Source organism: Streptomyces sp. JHA26 (assembly GCF_002005565.1).
Lineage (GTDB): Bacteria > Actinomycetota > Actinomycetes > Streptomycetales > Streptomycetaceae > Streptomyces.
Genome location: NZ_BDJC01000011.1, coordinates 1 through 26,026, shown reverse-complemented (window position 1 = coordinate 26,026; position 26,026 = coordinate 1). Strand labels below are relative to the sequence as shown.

At 72.8% G+C, this 26,026-nt stretch carries 26 protein-coding genes; 13 read left to right on the top strand and 13 right to left on the bottom strand.

All coding sequences use genetic code 11. The features are described 5' to 3' along the window. Positions 1 to 29 precede the first annotated feature (29 nt). From JHAT_RS09285 to coxB, 3 genes are read right to left on the bottom strand one after another with little or no spacing between them, the layout of a single operon-like run. Positions 30 to 428, bottom strand: a complete 399-nt coding sequence (locus JHAT_RS09285) for a cytochrome c oxidase subunit 4 (RefSeq protein ID WP_077797594.1) — start codon at positions 426 to 428, stop codon at positions 30 to 32. Next, complete coding sequence (gene ctaD, locus JHAT_RS09280) at positions 425 to 2,158, bottom strand: cytochrome c oxidase subunit I (protein WP_077797593.1); 1,734 nt, start codon at positions 2,156 to 2,158, stop codon at positions 425 to 427. The genes JHAT_RS09285 and ctaD overlap by 4 nt, the downstream gene beginning before the upstream one ends. Beyond that, entirely contained in the window at positions 2,155 to 3,114 is a 960-nt protein-coding gene (gene coxB / locus JHAT_RS09275) for a cytochrome c oxidase subunit II (protein WP_077797592.1), read from the bottom strand. The genes ctaD and coxB overlap by 4 nt, the downstream gene beginning before the upstream one ends. Before the next feature lie 325 nt (positions 3,115 to 3,439). On the opposite strand from coxB, the gene JHAT_RS09270 reads away from it, so the two are divergent. Next, positions 3,440 to 4,822, top strand: a complete 1,383-nt coding sequence (locus JHAT_RS09270; protein ID WP_077797591.1) for a cysteine desulfurase/sulfurtransferase TusA family protein — start codon at positions 3,440 to 3,442, stop codon at positions 4,820 to 4,822. 28 nt (positions 4,823 to 4,850) lie between these two features. On the opposite strand, the gene JHAT_RS09265 is transcribed toward JHAT_RS09270, so the two are convergent. Further along, entirely contained in the window at positions 4,851 to 5,825 is a 975-nt protein-coding gene (locus JHAT_RS09265; RefSeq protein ID WP_077797590.1) for a carbohydrate kinase family protein, read from the bottom strand. 132 nt (positions 5,826 to 5,957) lie between these two features. Here JHAT_RS09265 and JHAT_RS09260 point away from each other — a divergent pair, with 132 nt between their 5' ends. After that, positions 5,958 to 6,167, top strand: coding sequence for a hypothetical protein (locus JHAT_RS09260; RefSeq protein WP_077797589.1), 210 nt, complete (start codon positions 5,958 to 5,960; stop codon positions 6,165 to 6,167). 115 nt (positions 6,168 to 6,282) lie between these two features. Then, positions 6,283 to 7,827, top strand: coding sequence for a hypothetical protein (locus JHAT_RS09255; RefSeq protein ID WP_077797588.1), 1,545 nt, complete (start codon positions 6,283 to 6,285; stop codon positions 7,825 to 7,827). Between the two features lie 84 nt (positions 7,828 to 7,911). Here the strand turns inward: JHAT_RS09255 and JHAT_RS09250 are convergent, their stop codons facing one another. Then, positions 7,912 to 8,268, bottom strand: coding sequence for an iron-sulfur cluster assembly accessory protein (locus tag JHAT_RS09250; protein WP_030405042.1), 357 nt, complete (start codon positions 8,266 to 8,268; stop codon positions 7,912 to 7,914). A 251-nt stretch (positions 8,269 to 8,519) separates the two neighbouring features. On the opposite strand from JHAT_RS09250, the gene nadA reads away from it, so the two are divergent. Continuing rightward, the gene (gene nadA / locus JHAT_RS09245) at positions 8,520 to 9,704 is read left to right on the top strand and encodes a quinolinate synthase NadA (RefSeq protein WP_077797695.1); all 1,185 of its coding nucleotides are present in this window, start codon (positions 8,520 to 8,522) and stop codon (positions 9,702 to 9,704) included. Positions 9,705 to 9,903: 199 nt separating this feature from the next. Here the strand turns inward: nadA and JHAT_RS09240 are convergent, their stop codons facing one another. The 4 genes from JHAT_RS09240 to JHAT_RS09220 all read right to left on the bottom strand — a co-directional run bounded on the left by JHAT_RS09240 (position 9,904) and on the right by JHAT_RS09220 (position 13,223). Next, complete coding sequence (locus JHAT_RS09240) at positions 9,904 to 10,590, bottom strand: response regulator transcription factor (RefSeq protein ID WP_077797587.1); 687 nt, start codon at positions 10,588 to 10,590, stop codon at positions 9,904 to 9,906. Further along, positions 10,587 to 11,807: a sensor histidine kinase gene (locus JHAT_RS09235; protein WP_077797586.1), complete on the bottom strand. Its 1,221-nt coding sequence runs from the start codon at positions 11,805 to 11,807 to the stop codon at positions 10,587 to 10,589. The genes JHAT_RS09240 and JHAT_RS09235 overlap by 4 nt, the downstream gene beginning before the upstream one ends. Before the next feature lie 319 nt (positions 11,808 to 12,126). Next, complete coding sequence (locus JHAT_RS09225) at positions 12,127 to 12,411, bottom strand: hypothetical protein (RefSeq protein WP_077797584.1); 285 nt, start codon at positions 12,409 to 12,411, stop codon at positions 12,127 to 12,129. Positions 12,412 to 12,431: 20 nt separating this feature from the next. Then, a complete protein-coding gene (locus JHAT_RS09220; protein ID WP_290439801.1) occupies positions 12,432 to 13,223 on the bottom strand; it encodes a PspA/IM30 family protein in 792 nt (263 codons plus the stop codon). A gap of 224 nt (positions 13,224 to 13,447) precedes the next feature. Between JHAT_RS09220 and JHAT_RS09215 the strand changes: the two genes are divergently transcribed. The 3 genes from JHAT_RS09215 (at position 13,448) to JHAT_RS09205 (ending at position 16,107) form a co-directional block, all read left to right on the top strand. Further along, positions 13,448 to 14,134, top strand: a complete 687-nt coding sequence (locus JHAT_RS09215) for a DUF3043 domain-containing protein (protein WP_107481887.1) — start codon at positions 13,448 to 13,450, stop codon at positions 14,132 to 14,134. A gap of 83 nt (positions 14,135 to 14,217) precedes the next feature. Further along, positions 14,218 to 14,955, top strand: coding sequence for a bifunctional 2-polyprenyl-6-hydroxyphenol methylase/3-demethylubiquinol 3-O-methyltransferase UbiG (locus JHAT_RS09210; protein ID WP_077797581.1), 738 nt, complete (start codon positions 14,218 to 14,220; stop codon positions 14,953 to 14,955). 69 nt (positions 14,956 to 15,024) lie between these two features. Then, complete coding sequence (locus JHAT_RS09205) at positions 15,025 to 16,107, top strand: S1C family serine protease (protein ID WP_077797580.1); 1,083 nt, start codon at positions 15,025 to 15,027, stop codon at positions 16,105 to 16,107. A gap of 49 nt (positions 16,108 to 16,156) precedes the next feature. Here the strand turns inward: JHAT_RS09205 and JHAT_RS09200 are convergent, their stop codons facing one another. Then, entirely contained in the window at positions 16,157 to 16,369 is a 213-nt protein-coding gene (locus JHAT_RS09200) for a hypothetical protein (protein ID WP_077797579.1), read from the bottom strand. 171 nt (positions 16,370 to 16,540) lie between these two features. On the opposite strand from JHAT_RS09200, the gene JHAT_RS09195 reads away from it, so the two are divergent. Next, positions 16,541 to 17,740: a bifunctional adenosylcobinamide kinase/adenosylcobinamide-phosphate guanylyltransferase gene (locus tag JHAT_RS09195; RefSeq protein WP_077797578.1), complete on the top strand. Its 1,200-nt coding sequence runs from the start codon at positions 16,541 to 16,543 to the stop codon at positions 17,738 to 17,740. Here the strand turns inward: JHAT_RS09195 and JHAT_RS09190 are convergent. Further along, a complete protein-coding gene (locus JHAT_RS09190) occupies positions 17,729 to 18,484 on the bottom strand; it encodes a class I SAM-dependent methyltransferase (RefSeq protein WP_077797577.1) in 756 nt (251 codons plus the stop codon). The two genes, JHAT_RS09195 and JHAT_RS09190, sit on opposite strands and share 12 nt — an antisense overlap. A 150-nt stretch (positions 18,485 to 18,634) precedes the next feature. Between JHAT_RS09190 and cobT the strand changes: the two genes are divergently transcribed. After that, a complete protein-coding gene (gene cobT, locus JHAT_RS09185) occupies positions 18,635 to 19,693 on the top strand; it encodes a nicotinate-nucleotide--dimethylbenzimidazole phosphoribosyltransferase (RefSeq protein ID WP_077797576.1) in 1,059 nt (352 codons plus the stop codon). Positions 19,694 to 19,747: 54 nt separating this feature from the next. Here the strand turns inward: cobT and JHAT_RS09180 are convergent, their stop codons facing one another. Next, complete coding sequence (locus JHAT_RS09180; RefSeq protein WP_077797575.1) at positions 19,748 to 20,494, bottom strand: hypothetical protein; 747 nt, start codon at positions 20,492 to 20,494, stop codon at positions 19,748 to 19,750. Between the two features lie 60 nt (positions 20,495 to 20,554). Between JHAT_RS09180 and JHAT_RS09175 the strand changes: the two genes are divergently transcribed. Beyond that, the gene (locus JHAT_RS09175; RefSeq protein ID WP_077797574.1) at positions 20,555 to 21,337 is read left to right on the top strand and encodes an adenosylcobinamide-GDP ribazoletransferase; all 783 of its coding nucleotides are present in this window, start codon (positions 20,555 to 20,557) and stop codon (positions 21,335 to 21,337) included. A gap of 3 nt (positions 21,338 to 21,340) precedes the next feature. Here the strand turns inward: JHAT_RS09175 and JHAT_RS09170 are convergent, their stop codons facing one another. Further along, positions 21,341 to 22,126: an endo alpha-1,4 polygalactosaminidase gene (locus tag JHAT_RS09170; protein WP_077797573.1), complete on the bottom strand. Its 786-nt coding sequence runs from the start codon at positions 22,124 to 22,126 to the stop codon at positions 21,341 to 21,343. A 240-nt stretch (positions 22,127 to 22,366) separates the two neighbouring features. On the opposite strand from JHAT_RS09170, the gene JHAT_RS09165 reads away from it, so the two are divergent. From JHAT_RS09165 to JHAT_RS09155, 3 genes are all read left to right on the top strand, one after another. Then, positions 22,367 to 23,905: a leucyl aminopeptidase gene (locus JHAT_RS09165; protein ID WP_077797572.1), complete on the top strand. Its 1,539-nt coding sequence runs from the start codon at positions 22,367 to 22,369 to the stop codon at positions 23,903 to 23,905. A gap of 327 nt (positions 23,906 to 24,232) precedes the next feature. Beyond that, positions 24,233 to 25,621: a dihydrolipoyl dehydrogenase gene (gene lpdA, locus JHAT_RS09160; protein ID WP_077797571.1), complete on the top strand. Its 1,389-nt coding sequence runs from the start codon at positions 24,233 to 24,235 to the stop codon at positions 25,619 to 25,621. A 64-nt stretch (positions 25,622 to 25,685) separates the two neighbouring features. Then, positions 25,686 to 26,026: biotin/lipoyl-containing protein (locus JHAT_RS09155; protein WP_290439800.1), on the top strand; the 341-nt coding region annotated here is incomplete at its 3' end.

Sequence of the window (26,026 nt, the reverse complement as noted above, 5' to 3'; positions counted from 1 at the left end):
TGTCCGGGCCCCTGCGGGGTCACCGCGTGTCACTGGGTGCGGTTCTCACCGCGGTAGTACTCGAAGACCCAGCCCCACAGGCCGATCAGGATGACCGGCAGCGAGAAGTACATGACCCACCAGCCGACGGCCACGCCCAGGAAGGCGAGGGCTCCGCCGATGCCGAGGGCCAGCGGCTGCCAGCTGTGCGGGCTGAAGAACCCGACCTCGCCGGCGTCGTCGGCGACGTCCGCTTCCTTGTTGTCCTGCGCCCCGACGTCCACCCGCTTGGCCGTGAAGGCCAGGTAGAAGCCGATCATGAGGCACAGGGCGAAGGCCAGGAAGAGGGCCGTGGCACCGGCCGGCTCCTTCGACCACACGCCGTACGTGACCGCCACGGCGAGGATGAAGAGGCTCAGCCAGAGGAAAATCTTGCCCTGGATCTTCACTTGCCGGCCTCCTTGCTGCCAGCGAGGGTCTTTTCACCGTGACCGACGTTCTCGAGCTGGTCGAGCGCGGCGATCTCCGGGTGGTGCAGGTCGAACGCCGGGGCCTCGCTGCGGATGCGCGGCAGGGTGAGGAAGTTGTGCCGCGGCGGCGGGCAGGAGGTCGCCCACTCCAGCGAGCGGCCGTAGCCCCACGGGTCGTCCACGCCGACCGGCTTGCCGTACTTGGCCGTCTTCCAGATGTTGTAGAAGAACGGCAGGATCGACATGCCGAGCAGGAACGAGGCGATCGTCGAGAACGTGTTCAGCGCGGTGAAGCCGTCGGCCTCCAGGTAGTCGGCGTAGCGACGCGGCATGCCCTCGGCGCCCAGCCAGTGCTGGACCAGGAAGGTGCCGTGGAAGCCGGCGAACAGCGTCCAGAAGGTGATCTTGCCCAGGCGCTCGTCCAGCAGCTTGCCGGTGAACTTCGGCCACCAGAAGTGGAAGCCGGCGAACATCGCGAACACCACGGTGCCGAAGACCACGTAGTGGAAGTGCGCCACCACGAAGTACGAGTCGGAGACGTGGAAGTCCATCGGCGGCGAGGCCAGGATGACACCGGTCAGACCACCGAAGGTGAAGGTGATCAGGAAGCCGATCGTCCACAGCATCGGCGTCTCGAAGGACAGGGAGCCCTTCCACATGGTGCCGATCCAGTTGAAGATCTTCACGCCGGTCGGGACCGCGATCAGGAACGTCATGAACGAGAAGAACGGCAGCAGCACTCCGCCGGTCACGTACATGTGGTGCGCCCACACCGTCACCGACAGACCCGCGATCGCGATGGTGGCCGCGATCAGGTTCATGTAACCGAACATCGGGCGGCGGCTGAAGACCGGGATGATCTCACTGACGATGCCGAAGAACGGCAGCGCGATGATGTACACCTCTGGGTGCCCGAAGAACCAGAACAGGTGCTGCCACAGCAGCGCTCCGCCGTTGGCCGGGTCGAAGACGTGCGCACCGAACTTGCGGTCCGCCTCCAGGGCGAACAGCGCCGCGGCCAGCACCGGGAAGGCCAGCAGGACCAGCACACCGGTGAGCAGGACGTTCCAGGTGAAGATCGGCATGCGGAACATGGTCATGCCGGGGGCACGCATGCAGATGATCGTGGTGATGAAGTTGACCGAGCCGAGGATGGTGCCGAAGCCGGAGAAGGCCAGACCCATGATCCACAGGTCACCGCCGATGCCCGGCGAGTGCACCGCGTCGGACAGCGGCGAGTAGGCGAACCAGCCGAAGTCGGCCGCGCCCTGCGGGGTGAGGAAGCCGCCCACCGCCATCAGCGAGCCGAACAGGTAGAGCCAGTAGGCGAACATGTTCAGCCGGGGGAAGGCCACGTCCGGCGCACCGATCTGGAGCGGCATGATCCAGTTCGCGAAGCCGGAGAACAGCGGCGTCGCGAACATCAGCAGCATGATCGTGCCGTGCATCGTGAACGCCTGGTTGAACTGCTCGTTCGACATGATCTGCAGACCCGGGCGGGCCAGCTCGGCGCGCATGACGAGCGCCAGCACACCGCCGATGCAGAAGAACGCGAACGACGTGACCAGGTACAAGGTACCGATCGTCTTGTGGTCCGTGGTGGTCAGCCACTTGACGACCACTTCACCACGCCTCTGGCGCCGGACCGGCAGCTCGTCCTCATAGTGGGACCCTGCCGCGGCACCCTGGGGTTCGTTGAGGATGCTCACAGGATGTTCGACTCCCGGTTCTTCTCGTGACCCGCCTGCTCGATGCCGGCGGGAACGTAACCGGTCTGCCCCTTCTTCACGAGGTCCTTGAGGTGCTGCTCATAGCGCTCGGGGGAGACGACCTTCACGTTGAACAGCATCCGGGAGTGGTCCACGCCGCACAGCTCGGCGCACTTGCCCTTGAAGGTGCCCTCCTTGTTGGGGGTCACCTCGAAGGCGTTGGTGTGGCCCGGGATGACGTCCTGCTTCATCAGGAACGGCACCACCCAGAACGAGTGGATGACGTCGCGCGAGGTCAGCACGAAGCGGACCGTCTTGCCCTTGGGAAGCCAGAGGGTCGGGCCCGGGTTGTTGTTCTGCGGGTTCCGGGTTCCGGGGACACCGCAGTCGTAGACACCGCCGGCGTTCGCCGGGAAGTCCTCCTTGTACCGGTCCGGGATGGCGGCCAGTTCCTTGGAGGTCTTGGCGTCACCGTTGGAACCGGCGACGTCCTCGATGTGGTTGAAGCACCAGCTCCACTGGAAGCCGACCACGTTCACCGTGACGTCGGGCTTCTTCTTCAGGCTCAGGAGCTCGGACTCGTCACGGGCGGTGAAGTAGAACAGCACCGAGACGATGATGAGCGGAACCATGGTGTACAGCGCCTCGATGGGCATGTTGTACCTGGTCTGCGGAGGAACTTCGACCTTGGTGCGGCTGCGCCGGTAGAAGAATGCACACCACAGGATCAGGCCCCACACCAGCACGCCGACGGCGAGCGCGGCAGCCCAGGAGCCCTGCCACAGGGAGAGGATCCGCGGAGCCTCTTCCGTGGTCGGGGTGGGCATGCCAAGGCGGGGGAAGTCCTTGTATGTGCAACCGGTGGCGGTCGCCAGGACCAGGCCCGCGGTCAGTGCCTGCAGCAGCTTCCGCCGCATCGGGCGCCGCGGCGAGCGGTCGGAGCCGTTGGGACTCACGTAGCGCCTTCCCGAGAGTCTCGCCCGCGCTGTTCGGCTGCGGCCTTCTCGCTGGTCGGTCGCCGCCCTGCGTCGGGCAGGGGTTTGATGTTTATGCGGACCAAACCCTAGCCGACGCCCTCCGGGGGGTCGCGGGGAGGGTGGCATACGCGCCGGGGGTCACTCTTCGAGGGTGGGTCGGGGGCCTGCGGTGGTGGGAGCTGCGGTTGTTCGGCGGCTGACGGTGCGTCGTGGTTCGTCGCGCCCGCGCGGTGGAGCCGCACGTGTCACGGCCCCCCCGCGCCCCCTCGGGGCGCTCCGGCACCGGGCGTCATAGCGTTGACCTGTGGCCTACTTCGATGCTGCTTCCGCTGCCCCCCTCCATCCCGTCGCCCGGCAGGCCCTGTCGGCCTCGCTCGACGAGGGGTGGGCCGATCCCGCGCGGCTGTACCGGGAAGGGCGCCGGGCGCGCCTGCTGCTCGACGCGGCCCGGGAGGCGGCGGCCGAGGCGGTGGGGTGCCGGGCGGACGAGTTGGTGTTCACCCCTTCGGGGACACGGGCGGTCCATTCGGGTGTAGCCGGAGCGCTGGCGGGGCGGCGGCGCGTCGGACACCACCTGATCGTGTCAGCGGTCGAACACTCCTCCGTGCTGCATGCGGCCGAGACGCACGAGCGGAACGGCGGGACCGTCACCCGGGTCCCCGTGGACCGGACGGGGGCGGTGGACCCGTCGGCGTACGCGGCGGCCCTGGACGCCGGCACCGCGCTGGCCTGCCTCCAGTCGGCCAACCACGAGGTGGGCACCGAACAGCCGGTGGCCCGGGTGGCGGAGGCCTGCCGGGCGGCGGGGGTGCCGCTGCTGGTGGACGCGGCCCAGTCGCTGGGCTGGGGACGGGTGCCCGGCGACTGGTCGCTGCTCACGGCGAGTGCCCACAAGTGGGGCGGGCCCCCGGGAGTGGGGCTGCTCGTGGTGCGCAAGGGTGTCCGGTTCGCGCCGCAAGGGCCCGGGGACGAGCGGGAGTCGGGCCGGGCACCCGGTTTCGAGAACCTCCCGGCGATCGTGGCCGCGGCGGCGTCCCTGCGGGCGGTGCGGGCCGAGGCGGCCGAGGAGGCGGCCCGGCTGCGGGAGCTGACGGAGCGGATCCGGGCGCGGGTGCCGGCGCTGGTGCCGGACGTGGAGGTGGTCGGCGATCCGGTGCGCCGGCTGCCCGGTGTCGTCACCTTCTCGTGTCTCTATGTCGACGGGGAGACGTTGCTGCACGAGCTGGACCGCGCGGGTTTCTCGGTCTCGTCCGGCTCGTCCTGCACGAGCAGCACCCTGACGCCGAGCCACGTCCTGAAGGCGATGGGCGTGCTCAGCGAGGGCAACGTCCGGGTGTCGCTGCCGTCGGGGACGCCCGCCGAGGACGTCGAGCGGTTCCTGGAGGTGCTGCCGGGCACGGTGGCCGCGGTGCGCGAGAAGCTGGGGGCGCCGACGGGGGCGGAGCCCGCACGGGAGGCGGGGGCCGACCTCGTCGTGGACGCGATCGGCCGGCGTTGCCCCGTTCCGGTGATCGAGCTGGCCAAGGTCATCGGCGACGTCCCCGTCGGCGGCACGGTCCGCGTCCTCTCCGACGACGAGGCGGCCCGCCTGGACATCCCGGCGTGGTGCGAGATGCGGGGGCAGGAGTACGTGGGCGAGGAGCGGGCGGAGCGGGGAACGGGTTACCTGGTCCGCCGGATCAGGTAACCCGCCCGGGACGGAGGCCGTCCGGGGGTCAGGCCAGGTGCGCCTGGACCTCGGCGGCCGCCTCGTCCCCGTACGCCTTGGTGAACCGCTCCATGAAGTGCCCCCGCCGCAGCTGGTACTCCTGCGTGCCGACCGTCTCGATGACGAGGGTCGCCAGCATGCAGCCGACCTGCGCCGCCCGCTCCAGGGTCACCCCCCAGGCCAGTCCCGACAGGAAGCCCGCCCGGAAGGCGTCGCCGACGCCCGTCGGGTCGGCCTTGCGCTCCTCGTCCGGGACGCCGACCTCGATGGTCGCCTCGCCGGCCCGCTCGATCCGTACGCCCCGCGCGCCGAGGGTGGTGACCCGGTGGCCGACGCGGGCGAGGATCTCCTCGTCCGTCCAGCCGGTCTTGGTCTCGATGAGCCCCTTCTCGTACTCGTTGGAGAAGAGGTAGGTCGCCCCGTCCAGCAGTATCCGGATCTCGTCGCCGTTCATCCGGGCGATCTGCTGGGAGAAGTCGGCGGCGAAGGGGATGTTCCGCGTGCGGCACTCCTCGGTGTGGCGGAGCATCGCCTCCGGGTCGTCGGCGCCGATGGAGACCAGGTCGAGGCCGCCCACGCGGTCGGCGACGGTCTTCAGCTCGATCAGGCGGGCCTCGCTCATCGCGCCCGTGTAGAAGGAGCCGATCTGGTTGTGGTCGGCGTCGGTCGTGCAGACGAAGCGGGCGGTGTGCAGCGTCTCGGAGATGCGCACCGATTCGGTGTCGACGCCGTGCCGGTCCAGCCAGGCCCGGTACTCGTCGAAGTCCGAGCCGGCCGCGCCGACCAGGATCGGCCGGGTGCCGAGCTGGCCCATGCCGAAGGCGATGTTCGCCGCGACGCCGCCCCGGCGCACGTCGAGCTGGTCGACCAGGAAGGAGAGCGAGACCGTGTGCAGCTGGTCCGCGACGAGCTGGTCGGAGAAGCGGCCGGGGAAGGTCATGAGGTGGTCGGTGGCGATGGAGCCGGTGACTGCGATGCGCACGGCGTGGACTCTCTCCTGAGGGGAGGCGGGGTTGACAGTTCACGCTACCGGGCGGCGCCCCGACACCGAAGCGGGCGAAACTACCCGATAGTAGAACTTCCTACGCGACAGGAACGCGCCTACGGTTCTGTCATGACGAACCCGGAGACCGTCGCACCCGCCCCGGCCGACCTGGAGGGCGACCTGGCGTCGCTGCGCGGCGACTGCGCCCGGATGGCTCCGCGCTGGTCGCCGCCCGTACGGGTCCCGGCCCGTCCCGTCCCCCTGTCGCTGATCCACGGCGTACGGGTGCCGGGGGCGTCGGCCCGGTTGCTGGAGGCGATGTCGGACTACGGCGACTAGAACCCGCCCGGTGTTCCCGCGCGGCCGTTCGGGTGACCCGTGCCGCCGAAGGGAACCGGATCCTCCTCCACCGCGTCCCATCGCTGTCCCCAGTAACAGCCGAAGGAGCGATGCGGTGAACACCGAGCGACCCGACAACGACGACGCCCCCGCCGCCGGCGAGGCGGGCACCGGGCGTTCCGCGCGGCGACGTCCCCGGGCGGTCGTCGTCGCGTCCGTCACCGCCGTGCTGCTCATGGGGGCCGGCGGGGCGTACCTGGCCGCGTCCGCCTCCGGCGGCGGCTCGGACGGCGGCACGTCGTCGGGGGCGCCGGGCGGCGGCACTCCCCCGCCGCTCGCCCTCGACGGCTACGGGGCGGCCTCCCCGGCCTCCCCGGGCGGCCCGGACGGCGGCGGCACGAACGGCATCGCACCGGGCGAGCCCAACCCGTACGGCGTCGTCTACCGCTCCGACGGCCCGCTCCCCGAGGGACCCGGCTCGGCGCCCGTGTACCGGGCGGAGGGCAGGGTCGGCGAGGCGGAGGTGGCCCGCCTGGCGAAGGCCCTCGGCATCGAGGGGGCGCCGCGGCTCCAGGGCGGGGCGTGGAAGGCCGGGAGCGTCGAGGACGGCGCGGGCCCGGTGCTCACGGTGAACCGGCAGGCACCGGGGGCCTGGACGTTCCAGCGCTACACGCCCGGCACCGACGACTGCAGGAAGGGCCCGGTGTGCAAGGCGCCGCCCGCCGACGGGGCTCCGGTGAGCGAGGCGGCCGCGAAGAAGGCGGCGGCGCCGGTGCTGAAGGCGCTGGGCCAGGGCGACGCCGAGCTGGACGCGAGCCAGGTCATGGGCGCCCGGCGGGCCGTGAACGCCGAGCCCGAGGTCGGCGGGCTGCCGACCTACGGCTGGACGACCGGCGTGGTCGTCGGCGCGCGGGGCGAGGTGGTCGGCGGCAGCGGACAGCTGAAGGCGCCGGTCAAGGGGGACACGTATCCGGTCCTGGCCGCGAAGGAGACGCTGGCTCTGCTGAACACCCCGGGCGGCGGCGCCGGGGCGGGCATCGGCGGCTGCGCCGGGCCGGTGCCGCTGGAGGAGGGCACGTCGCAGACGCCGTGCGCGCCGTCGACGGCGACGGGCGCACCCGGGAAGCCGGGGAAGCCGCAGCGGTCGGACCGGCAGACGGTCACCGTCCAGGAGGCGGTGTTCGGGCTGGCCGCGCACCCGGTGCGGGGGCGGCAGACGCTGGTGCCGTCCTGGCTGTTCGAGGTGCGCGCGCCGGGGACCGCGGACCCCTTCACGGTGACGTATCCGGCGGTGGATCCGAAGTACCTGGCCTCCCCGGCGCCGTCCCCGTCCCCGTCCGGCGGACCGGCCTCGGCGTCGCCGCGCGACGTGTCGGTGAGCGGCTGGACGGCCGAGGGCACCGAGCTGACCGTGCACTTCACCGGCGGGGTGTGCTCCGACTACGAGGCGACGGCGAAGGAGGACGCCGGGCGGGTGACGGTCACGGTGACCGAGACCCCGCATCCGGACCGGGTCTGCATCCTGATCGCCAAGGAGTACGAGCGGACGGTGACGCTCGGCAAGCCGCTCGGCGACCGGGAGGTCGTCGGGGCGGACGGCAAGGAGATCCCGGCGTTCAAGCCGGGCGCACGGCTTCCGGCGCCGTCCGGGGGCCGCTGACGTCCGCCTGGGAAGTGGCCGGAAAAGGGCGGCGGCCCGGGGGAGGAACCCCGGGCCGCCGCCCTTCGCACGGTGCCGCGCGGCTCAGCTGAAGGAGTCGCCGCAGGCGCAGGAACCCGTCGCGTTCGGGTTGTCGATCGTGAAGCCCTGCTTCTCGATCGTGTCCACGAAGTCGATGGTGGCGCCGCCCAGGTACGGGGCGCTCATGCGGTCGGTGGTGACCTTGACCCCGCCGAAGTCCTTCACGACGTCGCCGTCGAGCGAACGCTCGTCGAAGAAGAGCTGGTAGCGCAGGCCGGAGCAGCCACCGGGCTGGACGGCGACGCGCAGCGCCAGGTCGTCACGGCCTTCCTGGTCGAGCAGGGCCTTGACCTTGGCCGCGGCGGCGTCGGTCAGGATGATGCCGTCGGTGACGGTGGTGGTCTCGTCCGATACGGACATCTACATCTCTCCCGGGTTGTACGGAGACTGCTTGCCGACGGTTCCAACCGGCGGGGCCGCGGATTCATTCCGGGACGCGCCCGTGAGGTGTTCCCCGGCCTTCTCCTCATGCTCGCACATGCCCGTCGGCGCGGACAGCGGCTCGGGGACCGGGATTCACGTCACATCGACATGATGGACATCGTCAAAGTGACGTGAAGCGGTTATGATATATAGCGTCAGTTAGACGAAAAGTAGAAAGGGTGCGTGTCGTGACCACCGCCCAACCCCAGGACCTCGACGTGCAGCCGTCGCCCCTCGCCCTGCTGCTGCTCGGCCGCGAGGCCGACCCGAGGAGCGAGCGCGGCGTGGAGTGCCCCGGCGACCTGCCCTCGCCCTCCGACCCGGACCTGGTCGCGCGCGCCCGCGCGGCCAAGGAGAAGCTCGGGGACAAGGTCTTCGTCCTCGGTCACCACTACCAGCGCGACGAGGTCATCCAGTTCGCGGACGTCACGGGCGACTCCTTCAAGCTGGCCCGGGACGCGGCCGCGCGCCCCGAGGCCGAGTACATCGTCTTCTGCGGCGTGCACTTCATGGCGGAGTCGGCGGACATCCTGACCTCCGACGACCAGAAGGTGGTCCTGCCCGACCTGGCGGCCGGCTGCTCCATGGCGGACATGGCCACCGCCGAGCAGGTCGCCGAGTGCTGGGACGTGCTGACCGAGGCCGGGATCGCCGAGCAGGTCGTGCCCGTCTCGTACATGAACTCCTCCGCGGACATCAAGGCGTTCACCGGCAAGCACGGCGGCACCATCTGCACGTCCTCCAACGCCCGGCGGGCCCTGGACTGGGCCTTCGAGCAGGGTGAGAAGGTGCTGTTCCTGCCCGACCAGCACCTGGGCCGCAACACCGCGGTGCGGGACATGGGCATGTCCCTGGAGGACTGCGTCGTCTACAACCCGCACAAGCCGAACGGCGGGCTGACCGCCGAGGAGCTGCGCGCGGCGAAGATGATCCTGTGGCGCGGGCACTGCTCGGTGCACGGCCGCTTCAGCCTGGACTCGGTGAACGACGTGCGCGAGCGCATCCCGGGCGTGAACGTCCTGGTGCACCCCGAGTGCCGGCACGAGGTCGTCGCGGCGGCGGACCACGTCGGCTCGACCGAGTACATCATCAAGGCCCTGGAGGCGGCCCCGGCCGGCTCCAAGTGGGCCATCGGCACCGAGCTGAACCTGGTCCGCCGTCTGGCGAACCGTTTCGCTCCCGAGGGCAAGGAGATCGTCTTCCTCGACAAGACGGTCTGCTTCTGCTCGACGATGAACCGCATCGACCTGCCGCACCTGGTCTGGGCGCTGGAGTCCCTCGCCGAGGGCACCCTCGTCAACCGGATCGAGGTCGACAAGGAGACCGAGGCGTTCGCGAAGCTGGCGCTGGAGCGGATGCTGGCGCTGCCGTAGCGGGTGCTGTCCGCCCGCCCGCGCGGGGTGGGGAGAAAGGCGCGGGGCCTGCCCGGCACCGAAGGTGGCCGGGTAGGCCCCGCGCCTTTCGCGGTCTCGGACGTTCGCCGGTTCCGGCCCGTCCGAGGACCGCGCCCGCGGCGGGACGTCGCCGCCCTTCTTCGCCGCGCGCTCCCGCCGCGGTGCGACCGGGTGGGGATCACTCCGCCTTCGGACGTACCAGCCCGGACTCGTACGCGATGACCACCAGCTGGGCCCGGTCGCGGGCGCCCAGCTTGGACATCGCCCGGTTGACGTGCGTCTTCACCGTGAGCGGGCTGACCTCCAGCCGTTCCGCGATCTCGTCGTTGGAGTGCCCGCCCGCCACCTGCACCAGCACCTCGCGCTCCCGCACGGTCAGCGAGGCCAGCTTCTCGGCCCGGGCCGGGTCGCGGTGCGCGTCGTCCGCGCCGTCCTCCTGGGCGAGGAAGCGGGCGATGAGCCCCTTGGTGGCGGCCGGGGACAGCAGTGCCTCGCCGCCGGCCGCGACGCGGATCGCGCTCAGCAGCTCTTCCGGCTCCGAGCCCTTGCCGAGGAAGCCGGAGGCGCCGGCGCGCAGCGACTGCACCACGTAGTCGTCGACCTCGAAGGTGGTCAGTATGACCACGCGGACCTGGGCGAGGTCGGGGTCGGCGCTGATCGTGCGGGTGGCGGCGAGACCGTCCGTGCCGGGCATCCGGATGTCCATCAGCACCACGTCGGGCCGGTGCTCGGCGGCCAGCCGAGCCGCCTCGGCGCCGTCGGACGCCTCCCCCACCACCTCCATGTCGGGCTCGGAGTCGACGAGCACCCGGAAGGCGCTGCGCAGCAGTGCCTGGTCGTCGGCGAGCAGGACACGGATCGTCATACGGCACCCTTCGCGGCGTCGTCACGGCTTCTGACGGGAAGGATCGCATGCACCCGGAAGCCGCCTCCGTAGCGGGGGCCGGTGGTGAGGGCGCCGTGTACGGCGGTGACGCGCTCGCGCATGCCGAGCAGCCCGTGTCCGCCTCCGGCGGCGGGGGCCTCCGCCTCGCCGGCGCCGTCGTCGAGGACGGTGACCTCGATGTTCGGCCCCACCCGGACGATGCTGACCTCGGCCTTCGCCTGCGGTCCGGCGTGTTTCTGCACGTTGGTCAGGGCCTCCTGGATGATCCGGTAGGCGGCCAGGTCGACGGCGGTGGGCACCGTGGTGCCCTGGTCGGCGCGGGCCACCTCGACGCGCAGGCCGGCGTGGCGGAAGGTGGCGACGAGTTCGTCGAGCCGGTCCAGGCCGGGGGCGGGTTCGGTGGGGGCCTTGGGGTCGTCGGACTGGCGGAGCAGGCCGACGGTGGCGCGCAGCTCGTTCAGCGCGGACCGGCTGGCCTCCCGTACGTGGGCGAGGGCCTCCTTGGCCTGGTCGGGCCGCTTGTCCATGACGTGGGCGGCGACGCCGGCCTGGACGTTGACGAGGGCGATGTGGTGGGCGACGACGTCGTGCAGGTCGCGGGCGATGCGCAGCCGCTCCTCGGCGACGCGGCGGCGGGCCTCCTCCTCACGGGTCCGCTCGGCCTTCTCGGCGCGCTCCCGGATGGCCCGGACGAAGGCGCGGCGGCTGCGGACGGCGTCCCCGGCGGTGGCGCCGATGCCGGTCCAGGCGAAGACGGCGAGGTTGTCCTGCGCGTACCAGGGCAGGGGGCCGGCCAGCATGGCGGCGCCGGTCAGCACGGTCATGGTGAGCAGGCCGATCCGCCAGGTGGTGGAGCGGTCGGTGGTGGCGGCGACGGTGTAGAGGGCGACGACGGCGGACATGACGACGGGGGCGCGGGGGTCGCCGGTGACGCACTCGACGATCGAGAGGCAGCCGGTGAAGGCGAGGACCGCCAGGGGGGCGCGGCGGCGCAGGAGGAGCGCGGCGGCGCCGAGCACCATGAGCAGGAGGCTGAGCGGGTCGGGGGCGCGGACGCCCCAGGCGACGCCGTCGGGACCGTGCGGGTCGGCGAAGGATCCGGCCACCATGCACACGAGGACGGCCGCGGCGAGGGCCGCGTCCAGGGCGTAGGGGTGCGCGTCCATGCGGCAGCGGGCGCGGGCGAGGGTGCTCACGCGTGCTCACGGTAGCCGGGTGGACGGCGGTGCGTCGGCCGCCCGGCGTTCCGGCCGACGCCCGGGGCCGCGCCCCCGGGCCCCCGCTCCGGCCCGAACGGCCCAGGGCCTGTTGCGAAAGTGGCCTCGTCGCCCGAAGGGCGGCCGCGCGGCGTCCGGTGCGTGCTCTCGGCGTGCCGCCCGGAAGCCCTCGTGCTGGGCGTACTCGGGCTTCCGGGCGGTGCGGCGAGAGTGCGTGCTGGGCGTCGCGCGGCAGAGGCCACTTTCGCAACAGGCCCTAGTCCCCGCACGCCGGACGGGCCGGAAGGGAACGGCGCGCTCAGGAACCGTCCGGGATCAGGCCGTCGTCGCTCAGGAGTTCCCGGACCTCCTCCAGGGTGGCGTCCGGGGAGGGGAGGATCAGGTCCGACGGCTCCAGGGAGTCGTCCGGCAGCGGCTCGCCCAGTTCGCGGACCCTGGTCAGCAGGGCCTGGAGGGTCGCGCGGAAACCGGGACCGTCGCCGTTCTCCATCTCGGCGAGGAGCTCGTCGTCCAGCTTGTTCAGCTCGGCGAGGCGGCCGTCGGCCAGCGTCACCTGTCCCTCCCCCATGATCCTCACGATCATGTCGCCCTCCTAGGCGTGGGCTACTGCTTGTCGAAACGCGGAGTGTCCTGCGGCTGCTGCTGCGGCTGCTGCTGCGACTGGCCCTGGCCGCCCTCGATGGCCTGGCGGTCGGCGGTGCCGCCTCCGGCCAGCTCGGCCTTCATGCGCTGCAGTTCCAGCTCCACATCCGTACCACCGGAGAGCCGGTCCAGCTCGGCCTGGATGTCGTCCTTGTGCATGCCGGACTGGTCGTCCAGGGCGCCGGAGGCGAGCAGCTCGTCGATGGCACCGGCCCGCGCCTGGAGCTGGGCGGTCTTGTCCTCGGCCCGCTGGATCGCCAGGCCCACGTCGCCCATCTCCTCGGAGATGCCGGAGAACGCCTCCCCGATGCGGGTCTGCGCCTGGGCCGCCGTGTAGGTGGCCTTGATGGTCTCCTTCTTCGTGCGGAAGGCGTCCACCTTGGCCTGGAGGCGTTGGGCCGCGAGGGTGAGCTTCTCCTCCTCGCCCTGGAGGGTGGCGTGCTGCGTCTCCAGGTCCGTCACCTGCTGCTGGAGCGCGGCGCGGCGGGACAGCGCCTCGCGGGCCAGGTCCTCGCGGCCCAGCGCGAGTGCCTTGCGGCCCTGGTCCTCCAGCTTGGACGACTGGGACTGGAGCTGGTTGAGCTGGAGCTCCAGTCGCTTGCGGCTGGTCGCCACGTCGGCGACGCCGCGGCGCACCTTCTGCAGCAGCTCGAGCTGTTTCTGGTACGAGTAATCGAGGGTCTCGCGCGGGTCCTCGGCCCGGTCAAGGGCCTTGTTGGCCTTCGCGCGGAAGATCATCCCCATACGCTTCATGACACCGCTCATGGGCTTCGCGCGCCCCCTTCTGGCCGACTCCGGCTCCAGCGACTGCAACAGAACCCACAGTACGGGCCCTGCATCCATTACCGCACTGTTCGGGGGCGGATGCGCTCATCCCCAAGGACGACTGCGCACTTCCCCCGGTCCGGCGTAGGGAGTAGGTGCTCCCCGGAGGGACGTCCCGGAACCCGGGATCCGGGCCGTACGCAACGTCCCCTCTGTCCCCTTTACCGACGACTGGCGTTGCCGGATCGTTCCCCACCGGACCTGGGTCCACACTCCCCCACCCCGTACCCTTGGGTTTTGTGTTCCGTAGCCGTGCCAAGGAAGAGAAGTCCCCGAGCGCCGTCAAGGCGCCGGTGACCGTCTCCAAGCAGCCCCGCGACCCGCAGGCCCCGAAGGGCAGGCCCACGCCCAAGCGCAGTCAGGCCCAGTCCCAGCGCCGCAGCGTCGCCAACACCCAGATGACGCGCAAGGAGGCCGCCAAGCGTCAGCGCGAGGAGCGCCGGTCCGCGCTGGAGCGGCAGCGCCAGGCGCTGGCGAGCGGTGACGAGCGGTACCTGCCGGCCCGCGACAAGGGCCCGGTCCGCAAGTTCGCGCGCGACTTCGTCGACTCGCGGTTCAACATCGCCGAGTACTTCCTGCCCATGGCCGTGGTCATCCTCGTGCTGAGCATGATCCGCGTGGCGTCGCTGCAGAACGTCGCGCTGCTGCTGTGGCTGATCGTGATCGTGCTGATCGTGCTCGACTCGCTCGTCACCGGCTTCCGGCTGAAGAAGCGCCTCGCCGAGCGCTTCCCCGACGACCGCCGGCGCGGCGCGGTCGCCTACGCGCTGATGCGCTCCCTGCAGATGCGCCGGCTCCGGCTGCCCAAGCCGCAGGTCAAGCGCGGGGAGCGGCCCTGAGCACCACGCCGTTCACCGGGGACGCGGCCGATGCCCGGCCGGACGGGCCGGGCGGTCTGCGGGACGTCGTGCGACAGGAGCTGGTGACCCGGCAGCTCGACGAGCAGATAGTCGGCCGCTTCCCGGTCGGCAAGCGGCTGCGGGTGCTCGACGTCGGCATGGGACGGGGCGTCCAGGCGCTGCGGCTGGCACGGGCCGGGCACCAGGTGACCGGCCTGGAGCGGGACACCACGATGATCGCGGCGGCGCGTGAGGCCCTGGCGGGCCAGCCGGAGGGCATCCGGGAGCGGATGCGGATCATCGAGGGCGACGGCCGGGACACCGGCGTGCACTTCCTGCCGGGCAGCTTCGACGTGGTGCTGTGCCACGGCGTGCTGATGTACGTCGAGGAGCCCGACCCGCTGCTGGCCGGGCTGGCCCGCATGCTCGCCCCGGGCGGCCTGCTGTCGCTGCTCGTGCGCAACGGGGACGCGCTCGCCATGCGCCCGGGCCTGCACGGCGACTGGGCCGGCGCGCTCGCGGCGTTCGACACCACCGCCTACCTCCCCCGTTCTCGAACCGACTCGAACGGGGGGACCCCCACCCGTCTCGGCCTGGACGTCCGCGCGGACCGGCTGGCGACGCTGACGGCCAGGCTCGCGGGCATCGGCGCCCCGCTGCACGCCTGGTACGGCGTCCGGGTCTTCACGGACACGGCGGCCGACGGTGCCGCGCCCCCGGACGACCCCGAGACGCTGCTGGCCGTCGAGGAACGGGCCGGCCGGACGGACCCGTACCGCGGGGTCGCGGCGATGCTGCACCTGTGCGGGGTGCGGGGGTAGGACCTCCGGCGGCGCTCGTTCGGGTGCTCTGCACAAGCAGGACGCCGAGGCCGCCGTGAGACTCGGGGCATGGACGTCTCCCGTGCCCGTGCGCCCCGGTTCCGTGCTCCCGTCGCCGCGCTGGTGTCTTCCCTGCTGCTCGGCACCGGCTGTTCCGCAGCCGGTCCGGGGCCCGATGCCGGCAGCGGGCGGGAGACCGCCGCGACCCGGGCCGCGGTACCGGTCGCGGCCCGGGACCTGCAGAGCGACTACCAGCGGGTGATCAAGGACGTCCTGCCCTCGGTCGTGCAGATCCAGGCGGGGGACGACCTGGGCTCGGGGGTCGTGTACGACGACCGGGGTCACGTCGTCACCAACGCCCACGTCGTCGGGGACCGGACGTCCTTCCGGGTCACCACCGCCCACAGCGAGGACCCGCTGACCGCGCGGCTCGTCTTCTCCTACCCCGAGCAGGACCTCGCGGTCGTCAAGCTGGACGAGGTGCCCGCCGGGGTGAAGGCGGCCGGGTTCGAGGACTCCTCGAAGGTCGAGGTCGGGCAGATCGTGCTGGCGATGGGCTCGCCGCTCGGGCTGTCGTCCAGCGTGACGCAGGGCATCGTGTCGGCGACCGGACGGACCGTCACCGAGGGCCAGGACGGCGGCGGCACGGGGGCGACCATCGCCGACATGGTGCAGACCTCGGCGGCCATCAACCCCGGCAACAGCGGCGGCGCCCTGGTCAACCTCGACGGCCGGGTCGTCGGCATCCCGACGCTCGCCGCGACCGACCCCGGCCTCGGCGACAGCGCGGCGCCCGGCATCGGGTTCGCGATCCCGTCCTCGACGGTGAAGACGATCGCCGGTCAGATCGTCCGGGACGGCAAGGTCACCGACTCGGGGCGGGCCGCGCTCGGCATCACCGCGCGCACGGTCGTCGACGACTCCTACCGTCCCGCCGGTGTGGCGGTCGTCAGCGTCGTCGAGGGGGGCGCCGCGGACCGGGCGGGCCTGCGGGCCGGGGACGTCATCACCGGACTGGGCGGCTCGGACATCACCACGATCACCTCGCTCTCCGAGGCCCTGGCGTCGATGCGGCCGGGTGAGCGCACGAAGGTGACGTACACCCGCGGCGGCGACGAGCGCACCGTCGAGGTGACGCTGGGCGAGCAGTGACGCGGGAGGGGGCGGCCCCGTCGTGGCCGCCCCCTCCCCCGACGCCCGGTCAGGCGTCCTCGGCGTGCAGGCTCATCGGCCCGTAGATCTCCGTGGAGTCCTCGAACAGCCGGACCTGGTCCGTGCCGCCCTCCTTGAGGTCCTTCCAGTGCTCCCCGATCCAGGACTCGGCGTCCCCTTGCGTGGTGAACTCCTCGGGCTGCACCGCGGGCCGGACCTCCGTCCCGCCGGTCGTCTCGAACCGCCACGTCCATGCCGCCATGTACGCCTCCAAGATGTGAGCACACGCAGAGCGGGGGCCGGATCCCGGTCCGGCTCCCGGTGGCAGCCTATGCGCTGGACCGGGCGTGTCGTAGAAGGCCCGGGGACGCCTCCGGGGCCGGCCGCGCCCCTCGGGCGCGCATGTCGGAGGGCGACCGGCGAAAATCGGGGCGTGGACGTGACTCTGCTCGGCACCGGTGCCCCCGCGGGACTCCCCCGCCCCGACTGTCCCTGCGCGGCGTGTGCCGCGGCGCAGGGCGAGGACGCGCGCGCGGCGACCGCGCTGCTGGTGGACGGTGCGCTGCTCCTCGACCTGACGCCCGGTGCCGCGTTCGCCGCCGCGCGCGCCGGGCACTCCCTGGGCGGCGTGCGGCAGGTGCTGCTGTCCCACCCGCACGACGGCCCCGCCGTGGAGGTGCCGGCCGGGCTGCCGCAGCCGGGGCGGGTGCCGGACGGGCGGGAACTGGCGCTGCTGACGGGGCACCGGGTGCGGGCGGTGGCGATGGACGCGCCGGGCACCGGCTACGCCGTGACCGGGCCGGACGGACAGCGGCTGCTGTACCTGCCGCCGGGCGGGGCCCCGGCCGGGCTGGAGGAGCCCGCCGAGTCCTACGACCTGGTCCTCGCGGACGTCGTGGGCCGCCCGGACGCGCTGGCGAAGCTGCGGGCGGTGGGGGCGGCGGGGCCGACGACGGACGTCGTCGCCGTCCATCTCGGCCACGAGGTGCCGCCGGGCCGGGAGCTGGCGCGGCGGCTCGCGGCGGCGGGGGCGCGGGCGGTGCCGGACGGGACGACGCTGGCGGTGGGCGGGTACGAGGACGTGCCCGACGTGCCGCGGCGCACGCTGGTGCTGGGCGGGGCCCGGTCGGGGAAGTCGGTGGAGGCCGAGCGCCGGCTGGCGTCCTTCCCGGACGTGCTGTACGTGGCCACCGGCGGCTCCCGGGGCGGGGACACCGAGTGGGCGGCCCGGGTCTCGGCGCACCGCGAGCGGCGGCCGGGCTCGTGGCGCACCGTCGAGACCTGCGACCTGGTCCCGCTGCTCGAGGACGACGGGCCGCCGCTGCTCGTCGACTGCCTGTCGCTGTGGCTGACGGACGCGATGGACGCCGTCGGCGCGTGGGACGACGCGGAGTGGGCCGACGGCGGGGAACGGGCGCTGAGGGACCGGGTGCGGGAGCTGACGCAGGCGGTGCGCGCCACCCGGCGCACCGTCGTCGCCGTGTCGAACGAGGTGGGATCGGGGATCGTGCCGGCCACCGCGTCGGGCCGCCGCTACCGGGACGAACTCGGGCGGCTGAACGCGGCGTTCGCCGACGAGTGCGAGCAGGTGCTGCTGGTGGTGGCGGGCCAGGCGCTGGTGCTACGGGACTGACGGTTCCTTGCGGGCGACGAGCCGGGGGGCGAGCCTGCCGGTGAGGACCGTGCAGCCGCGGGCCTCCAGCTCGGCGCGCAGGCCCGCCGGGTGGTGCGTGCCCGGCGGCAGGGTGAACAGGCGGCGCGGGTCGGCGACGTCGAGGAGCAGGTGGCCGCCGGGGCGCAGCACGTGGAGGGCGGCGCGCAGTTCGGCACGCGGGTCGGGGACACGTTCCAGGTGCTGGATGAGGCTGACGACGTCGTAGCGGGCGCGGAGGCGGGCGGCGATGTGCCGGTCCGTCAGCCGGCCGACGTACGCCTCCTCGACGCGGTCGGCCGCGCGGGCCCGCAGGACGCGGTGCGTGGGGTCCACGCCGTCGAACGAGGTGTACGGGAAGTACGTCCGCGCCGTCCGGGGGAAGCCGGCGTCGCCGGTGCCCACGTCCAGCCAGCTCTCGGGTTCGGGGCAGAGGCGGAGCACCGCGCGGGCGGCCAGGAGGTGTCCGAGGCGGACGCCGGCCCGGACGGCCGGGTGTGCGGGCCGGGGCGCGAGCAGGGGGTTGCGGAAGGTGTGCCGGCAGTCCCGGCACCGGTCGAGGACGGAGCGGCCGGGCGCGCCCGGCCGCGGGTTGCCGCGGCCGGGCCGGGAGCGCAGCCGCCGGGAGCCGCACCAGGGGCAGTCCGCGCGGTGCGGGCCGTAGAGGGGGACGGGAGGCACCGGGGGCAGGGGAGACGGCACCGAGGGGGTGGAGTGCGCGGGCATGGGCGGCTCCCGACAGGTGGAGGAGGACGTACGACAATCCATCGCAAAACGTTACGTAGGGGATGGCGATCCGTAGGGCAACGCCGCCGGTCCGGCGCGGTGCGGATGTGACCCCCGTGGTGTTCGACCGGGGCCGGTACTGTTCGGCGAATGAGCTCGCTGAATCTCGACGACTTCACCGATCTGATCGAGCGCCCCGACGGCGGGGTGCGCCGCGACGCCGAGGCGCGCCGGGAGCGACAGGTCGTGCCGCCCGGGGCGCTGGGCCGGCTGGACGACCTGGGTGAATGGCTGGCCGCGGCGCAGTCCGCCGTGCCGGTGCGGCCGGTCGAACGGCCCCGGGTGGTGCTCTTCGCCGGTGACCACAAGGTCGCCGAGCTGGGCGTGTCGGCGCGGCCCGCGGGCGGCGCGGGCGACCTGGTGCGCGAGGTGCTGGAGGGCGGGCGGCCCGTGTCCGTGCTCGCGCGGCGCCTGGGTGTGCCCGTGCGGATCGTCGACATGGCGCTGGACTGCGACCCGGAGACGCTGCCGGCGGAGGTCGTGAAGCACCGGGTGCGGCGCGGCGGCGGACGCATCGACATCGAGGACGCGCTGACCCTCGAGGAGGCGGAGGCCGCCTTCCGGGCCGGGACGGCGGTGGCCGACGAGGAGGCCGACTCCGGTACGGACCTGGTGGTGCTCGGCGATGTGAGCGTGGGCGGGACGACGGCGGCGGGCGTGCTGGTCGCGGCGTTGTGCGGGACGGACGCGTCGGTCGTCACCGGCCGGGGCGGGCTGGCCATCGACGACCTGGCGTGGATGCGCAAGTGCGCGGCGATCCGGGACGCGCTGCGACGGGCACGGCCGGTGCTCGGGGACCAGCTGCAGCTGCTGGCGACGGTGGGCGGCGCGGACCTCACCGCGATGACGGGCTTCCTGCTGCAGTGCGCCGTGCGGAAGGTCCCGGTGATCCTGGACGGCGTGGTGGCCGCGGCGTGCGCGCTGGTGGGCCAGCGGGTGGCGTTCCGGGCGCCGGACTGGTGGCTGGCGGCGCACGACAGCGGGGAGCCGGGGCAGGCGAAGGCGCTGGACCGGATGGCGCTGGAGCCGCTGCTCGCGCAGGGCGTGACGGTGGGTGAGGGCGCGGGGGGCCTGCTGGCGCTGCCGCTGGTGCAGGCCGCGGCGGCGCTGGCGGCGGAGCTGCCGGAGGTCTCCGACGGGGACGAGTGAACGGACGCGGTGAGCCGGCGCCGTCCGGTCGCCCGGCTCCTCCCCCGCGCCCGGTCAGGGTCGCGGCGGGTCCGGGCGGCCGCCGATCCAGTCCTGGAGGGCGCGGCGCGGACCGGACCAGCGGCGGTCGTGGTGGTAGGCGCGCAGGCGGGACTTGGCGCGGGCGCGCGGACGGCGGCCGTAGAAGCGGCGGGCCCAGAAGGAGCCGGGACGGGCCAGGCGGACGGCGCCGACCAGGGCGATGAGCGGGACGATCACGCCGAAGACCGCCAGGCGGGCCTTGCCCTTGGCCAGGGCGAGGAGGGAGAAGACGAAGTTGCCCGCCACGGTCGCGATGACGTTGGCGCGGTCGTGCAGCTCGTCCTGGGACAGGTTGTCGACGCCGAACGGCGTGAACCCGGCGAGGACCAGGCCGACCAGGGCCGCGGTGATCACCACGACCTCCACGCTCTTGCGGCCGGCCTCGGTCCAGTAGACGTCGTCGAGGTGCAGGATCAGCGCGAACTCGTCCAGGACGAGACCCGCCCCGATGCCGAAGAGCACCGCCGCGAGGGCGGAGCCGAACCCGTGCCGGCCGCCGGCGACCGCGCCGAAGCCGCCGACGATCGTGAGGACGACCCCGGGAACCACGTGGTGGATGTGCACGCCGCCCGCCTCGACGTTCCCGAACGGGCCCTTGCCCGCCCGGATCAGGCGGGTCACGGTCCGGGTGATCACGAACGTCAGCACGAAGGCGCCGAGGGCGAGGAGCAGTGGCAGCTTGCCCGGTTCGATGATGTTCCGCTGCCACCAATCTCCCATATGTGCACTTTATCCCCGAGCCCCGGCGGCGCCCCGCCGGCCGCCGGGTAGTCTGCGCCGGTGCTCAGGACCCCCTTCCCCCACGGCCTCCGGTTCGCGTTCGGCACCCTCACCGTGCTCCCGGTCCGGGTGACCCGCTGGGACCGCGGGGCGGCGCGCGGCGGCATGCTGTGCGCCCCGCTGGCCGGGCTGGTCGTCGGTGCCGCCGCCGCAGCCGTCGGGCTCGTCCTGCTGTTCCTCGGCGCCGGCAACCTGCTCGCCGCGGTCGCCGGCGTCGCCGTGCCCGCCGTCCTCACCCGAGGGCTGCACCTGGACGGGCTGGCCGACACCGCGGACGGACTGGGCAGCGGCAAGCCCGCCGAGGACGCGCTGCGCGTCATGAAGCAGTCGGACATCGGGCCGTTCGGCGTGATCACCCTCGTCCTCGTGCTGCTGGCCCAGGTCGCCGCGCTGACGCAGGCGTACGACGCCTCCTGGGCGCGGGGCGCGCTCGCCGCCGTGGTCTCGGCGACCGCCGCCCGGCTGGCGCTCACCCTGGCCGCCCGGGCCGGGGTGCCGGCCGCGCGCCCGGAGGGGCTGGGCGCCGCGGTCGCCGGGGTGGTCCCGGCGGGCGGGGCGCTGGGCGCGGCCGTCGCCGTCACGGCCGTCGGGGCGGCGGCGGGCGCGGTCCTCGGGACGCACGACGCGCTCCGGACGGCGCTCGCCGTGCTGTGCGCCGTCGCCGTCGCCGAACTGCTGCTGCGGCACTGCGTCCGCCGCTTCGGCGGGGTCACCGGTGACGTCTTCGGCGGGGTCGCGGAGACGGCGGCCACGGCCGCGCTGGTCGTCTCGGTGCTGGGCTGACGCTCAGCAGGCCTCGCGCCACGCCCCCAGTTCGTACTTCTTCAGCATCGAACTCAGCCGCAGCTCACGGGACTCGGCGCAGAAACGGTCGGTCGGCAGCTCGTACTCGACGTGGAAGACGGCCTTGCCCGCGTCGATGAACGGCCTGTTGTCGGCGCACTCGCCGTACTGGGCGCACTGCTCGTTGACCGCGAAGTCGAAGTCGTCCACCAGCTCCGGGATCTGGTCGAGGTCGTTCTTCAGGCCGACGGCCATGCCCCGGTCGTGGGCGAGCTCGGCGATCAGCCGGTTGTAGCGGAGCTGGTCGTCGGCGGTGAGCGGGAAACCGGTCTCGTTCCGGTAGCCGTCCATGTTGTCCGGCTCGACGGCGTCGAAGCCCTTGTCGCGGCACATGTCGAGGCGTTCGGCCATCAGCGGTTCCAGGACGTCCGTCGCCCGGATGTCCAGCCAGCGTTCGCCCTCCCAGCCGTTGCCCTCGCCCAGCACCGACTCGGGGAAGTCCGCCGCGTCGGGGCGGAAGTCCTCCCAGGCGCCGGTGGAGACGTAGCAGACGACCTTGCGGCCGTCGTCGTGCAGGGAGGCCACCGTGGCCGCGGTGTGGTCGAAGCCGTCGATGTCGTAGACCGGCACGTCGACGGTGGTGTCGAGCCTGCCGCTGAGCTGCCACTGCCAGGCGGTGCCGGGGCGCGGCTGCCAGCGTCCGGCGTCGTCCCGCCCGTCGTCGGGGGGCGGCGACGAGCAGCCCGCGAGCAGCAGGAGCAGGGCTGTCAGCAGGACCGGGCGTCTCATGGGGCGTGCTCCAGGGGCGGGGACGGTGTACTCCGCGATGATCTCGTGCGCCCCGGCGGCGCGGGAAACGCGGGCCACGGTGGGAGGCGGACGGGGGCGCGAGCGTAGGCTCGTGCCGGGTGTTCGCCCGCCCGGGCGAAGACCGCATCGCAGGAGGGATCTAGGGTCGGTTGTCGGGCCCGGTCGACCCACCCGCATTCGGCCATACAAGACTTCGTACGGAAGCGAGATTTCACCACCGTGACTGCTCTCACTCTCTCCACCGCAGCGGTGCCCGGCCTGCGGGCCGACGCCCTCGTGATCGGTGTCGCCAAGGGCGCCCGCGGCCCCGTCGTCGCACCGGGCGCCGAGGCCGTGGACAACGCGTACGACGGCAGGCTCGCCGACGTGCTGGAGACCCTCGGTGCCTCCGGCGCCGAGGGCGAGGTGACGAAGCTGCCCGCGCCCTCCGGCTTCAAGACCCCCGTCGTGGTGGCGGTGGGCCTGGGCGCCGAGCCCGAGAAGGACGCCGGTTTCGACGCCGAGGCGCTGCGCCGTGCCGCCGGCGCGGCCGCCCGCGCGCTGGCCGGTGCCAAGAAGGCCGTCTTCGCGCTGCCGGTCACCGAGGCCGCCGACGCCGGCGTCATCGGCGAGGGCGTGCTGCTCGGCGCGTACTCCTTCGACGCGTACAAGGAGAACGGCCGTCAGGCGCAGGGCTCCGCGAAGGCGAAGAACGGCAAGGCGCCGCTCGCCGAGGCCGCGCTGCTCGGCGGCAAGCCCCGCGACAAGGCGTACAAGGCCGCGATCGAGCGTGCCGCGGCCGTCGCCGAGGAGCTGAACCGCGCCCGCGACCTGGTCAACACCCCGCCGAACGACCTGAACCCCGAGGCGTTCGCGGCGATCGCGCAGGCCGCCGCCAAGGAGCACGGCATCAAGGTGCAGGTGCTCGACGAGAAGGCACTGGCCAAGGGCGGCTACGGCGGCATCCTCGGCGTCGGCGCCGGTTCGGCGTCGGGGCCGCGGCTGGTGAAGCTGTCGTACACCTCGTCCAAGGCGAAGAAGTCGCTCGCCTTCGTCGGCAAGGGCATCACGTACGACTCGGGCGGCATCTCGCTGAAGCCGGCCGGGCACAACGAGACGATGAAGTGCGACATGGCCGGCGCCGCCGCCGTGTTCGCCGCGGTCGTCGCCGCCGCGCGGCTCGGCCTCGAGGTCAACGTCACCGGCTGGCTGGCGCTGGCCGAGAACATGCCGTCCGGCTCCGCCACCCGCCCGGGTGACGTGCTGCGCATGTACAGCGGCAAGACGGTGGAGGTCCTCAACACCGACGCCGAGGGCCGGCTGGTGCTCGCCGACGCGCTGTGGGCGGCCTCGCAGGACAAGCCGGACGCGATCATCGACGTGGCGACCCTGACCGGCGCGATGATGCTCGCGCTGGGCAGCCGCACGTACGGGATCATGGCGAACGACGACGCGTTCCGCGCCGCGGTGCACGAGGCGGCGGAGGAGGTCGGCGAGCCGGCGTGGCCGATGCCGCTGCCGGAGCACCTGCGCAAGGGCATGGACTCCGCGACCGCCGACATCGCCAACATGGGCGAGCGGATGGGCGGCGGGCTGGTGGCCGGCCTGTTCCTGCGCGAGTTCGTCGGCGAGGGCATCACCTGGGCGCACCTGGACATCGCGGGGCCGGCCTTCAACGAGAGCGGTCCGTTCGGGTACACGCCGAAGGGCGGCACGGGTACGGCGGTGCGGACGCTGGTGCGGGTCGCCGAGCTGGCGGCCGCGGGCGATCTTGGCTGAGGGCGCCTGAGAGCTCGGGGGTGCGGGTGATCGTGCGGCTGCGGGTCCGTCGTGGCTCGTCGCGCCCACGCGGCGGAGCCGCAGATCGGCACAGCCCCGCGCCCCTTGGGCGGCTGTCCTGGCGTCGGTGACGAGTTCCCCGCCGCTCCTCTCACGCGAACGTGGGGTGTCTCACACCCCGGCCCCGCGTCTCGTTCGGCCCGCACAAGTGCGAAGATGGGGCTCGGCAGGACAGGGCCCCACCCAAGGGCCGAAGAACGAGCGGCCGGACACCAGCCGCCAGCCGGTCACCGACGACCGGCGGCGCACATGCATGGAGGACGTGACGTGGCGAACGACGCCAGCACCGTTTTCGACCTAGTGATCCTCGGCGGTGGTAGCGGTGGTTACGCCGCGGCCCTGCGCGGGGCGCAGCTGGGCCTGGACGTCGCCCTGATCGAGAAGGACAAGGTCGGCGGCACCTGCCTGCACAAGGGTTGCATCCCCACCAAGGCCCTGCTGCACGCGGGCGAGATCGCCGACCAGGCCCGCGAGAGCGAGCAGTTCGGCGTGAAGGCCACCTTCGAGGGCATCGACGTACCGGCCGTCCAGAAGTACAAGGACGAGGTGATCTCGGGCCTGTACAAGGGCCTGCAGGGCCTGATCGCCTCGCGCAAGGTGACCTACATCGAGGGTGAGGGCCGTCTGTCCTCCCCGACCTCGGTGGACGTCAACGGTCAGCGCGTCCAGGGCCGCCACGTCCTGCTGGCGACCGGCTCCGTGCCGAAGTCGCTGCCGGGCCTGAACATCGACGGCAACCGGATCATCTCCTCCGACCACGCCCTCGTCCTGGACCGCGTGCCGAAGTCCGCGATCATCCTGGGCGGCGGTGTCATCGGCGTCGAGTTCGCCTCGGCGTGGAAGTCCTTCGGGACCGACGTCACGATCATCGAGGGCCTCAAGCACCTCGTGCCGGTCGAGGACGAGAACAGCTCCAAGCTGCTGGAGCGTGCCTTCCGCAAGCGGGGCATCAAGTTCAACCTGGGCACCTTCTTCGACAAGGCCGAGTACACCCAGGACGGTGTCAAGGTCACCCTCGCCGACGGCAAGGAGTTCGAGGCCGAGGTCCTGCTCGTCGCCATCGGCCGCGGCCCGGTCTCTCAGGGCCTGGGCTACGAGGAGGCCGGGGTCGCCATGGACCGCGGCTACGTCCTGGTCGACGAGTACATGCGCACCAACGTGCCGACCATCTCGGCCGTCGGTGACCTGGTCCCGACCCTCCAGCTCGCGCACGTCGGCTTCGCCGAGGGCATCCTGGTGGCGGAGCGGCTGGCCGGTCTGAAGACCGTCCCGATCGACTACGACGGCGTCCCGCGCGTGACGTACTGCCACCCCGAGGTCGCCTCCGTCGGCATCACCGAGGCCAAGGCCAAGGAGATCTACGGTGCGGACAAGGTCGTCGCCCTGAAGTACAACCTGGCCGGCAACGGCAGGAGCAAGATCCTGAAGACCGCGGGCGAGATCAAGCTCGTCCAGGTCAAGGACGGTGCCGTGGTCGGCGTCCACATGGTCGGCGACCGCATGGGCGAGCAGGTCGGCGAGGCCCAGCTGATCTACAACTGGGAGGCGCTGCCCGCCGAGGTGGCCCAGCTCATCCACGCCCACCCGACGCAGAACGAGGCGCTCGGCGAGGCCCACCTGGCGTTGGCCGGCAAGCCGCTGCACTCCCACGACTGACCTTCCCTCGGTCATTGGGCGCGACGACACAGACTTCCGCAATTCGTAAGGAGCAACCGAAACCATGGCGGTTTCCGTAACCCTTCCGGCGCTCGGCGAGAGCGTCACCGAGGGCACCGTCACCCGCTGGCTGAAGGCCGAGGGTGAGCGCGTCGAGGCCGACGAGCCGCTGCTCGAGGTCTCGACCGACAAGGTCGACACCGAGATCCCGGCCCCCGCCTCCGGCGTGCTGTCCTCCATCAAGGTCGCCGAGGACGAGACGGTCGAGGTCGGCGCCGAGCTGGCCCTGATCGACGACGGCTCCGGTGCCCCGGCCGCCGAGGCCGCCCCGCAGGCCCAGCAGGTCGCCGAGCCGGCCCCCGAGCCCGCGCCGGCCGCCCCCTCCACCGAGCAGGCCGCCCCGGC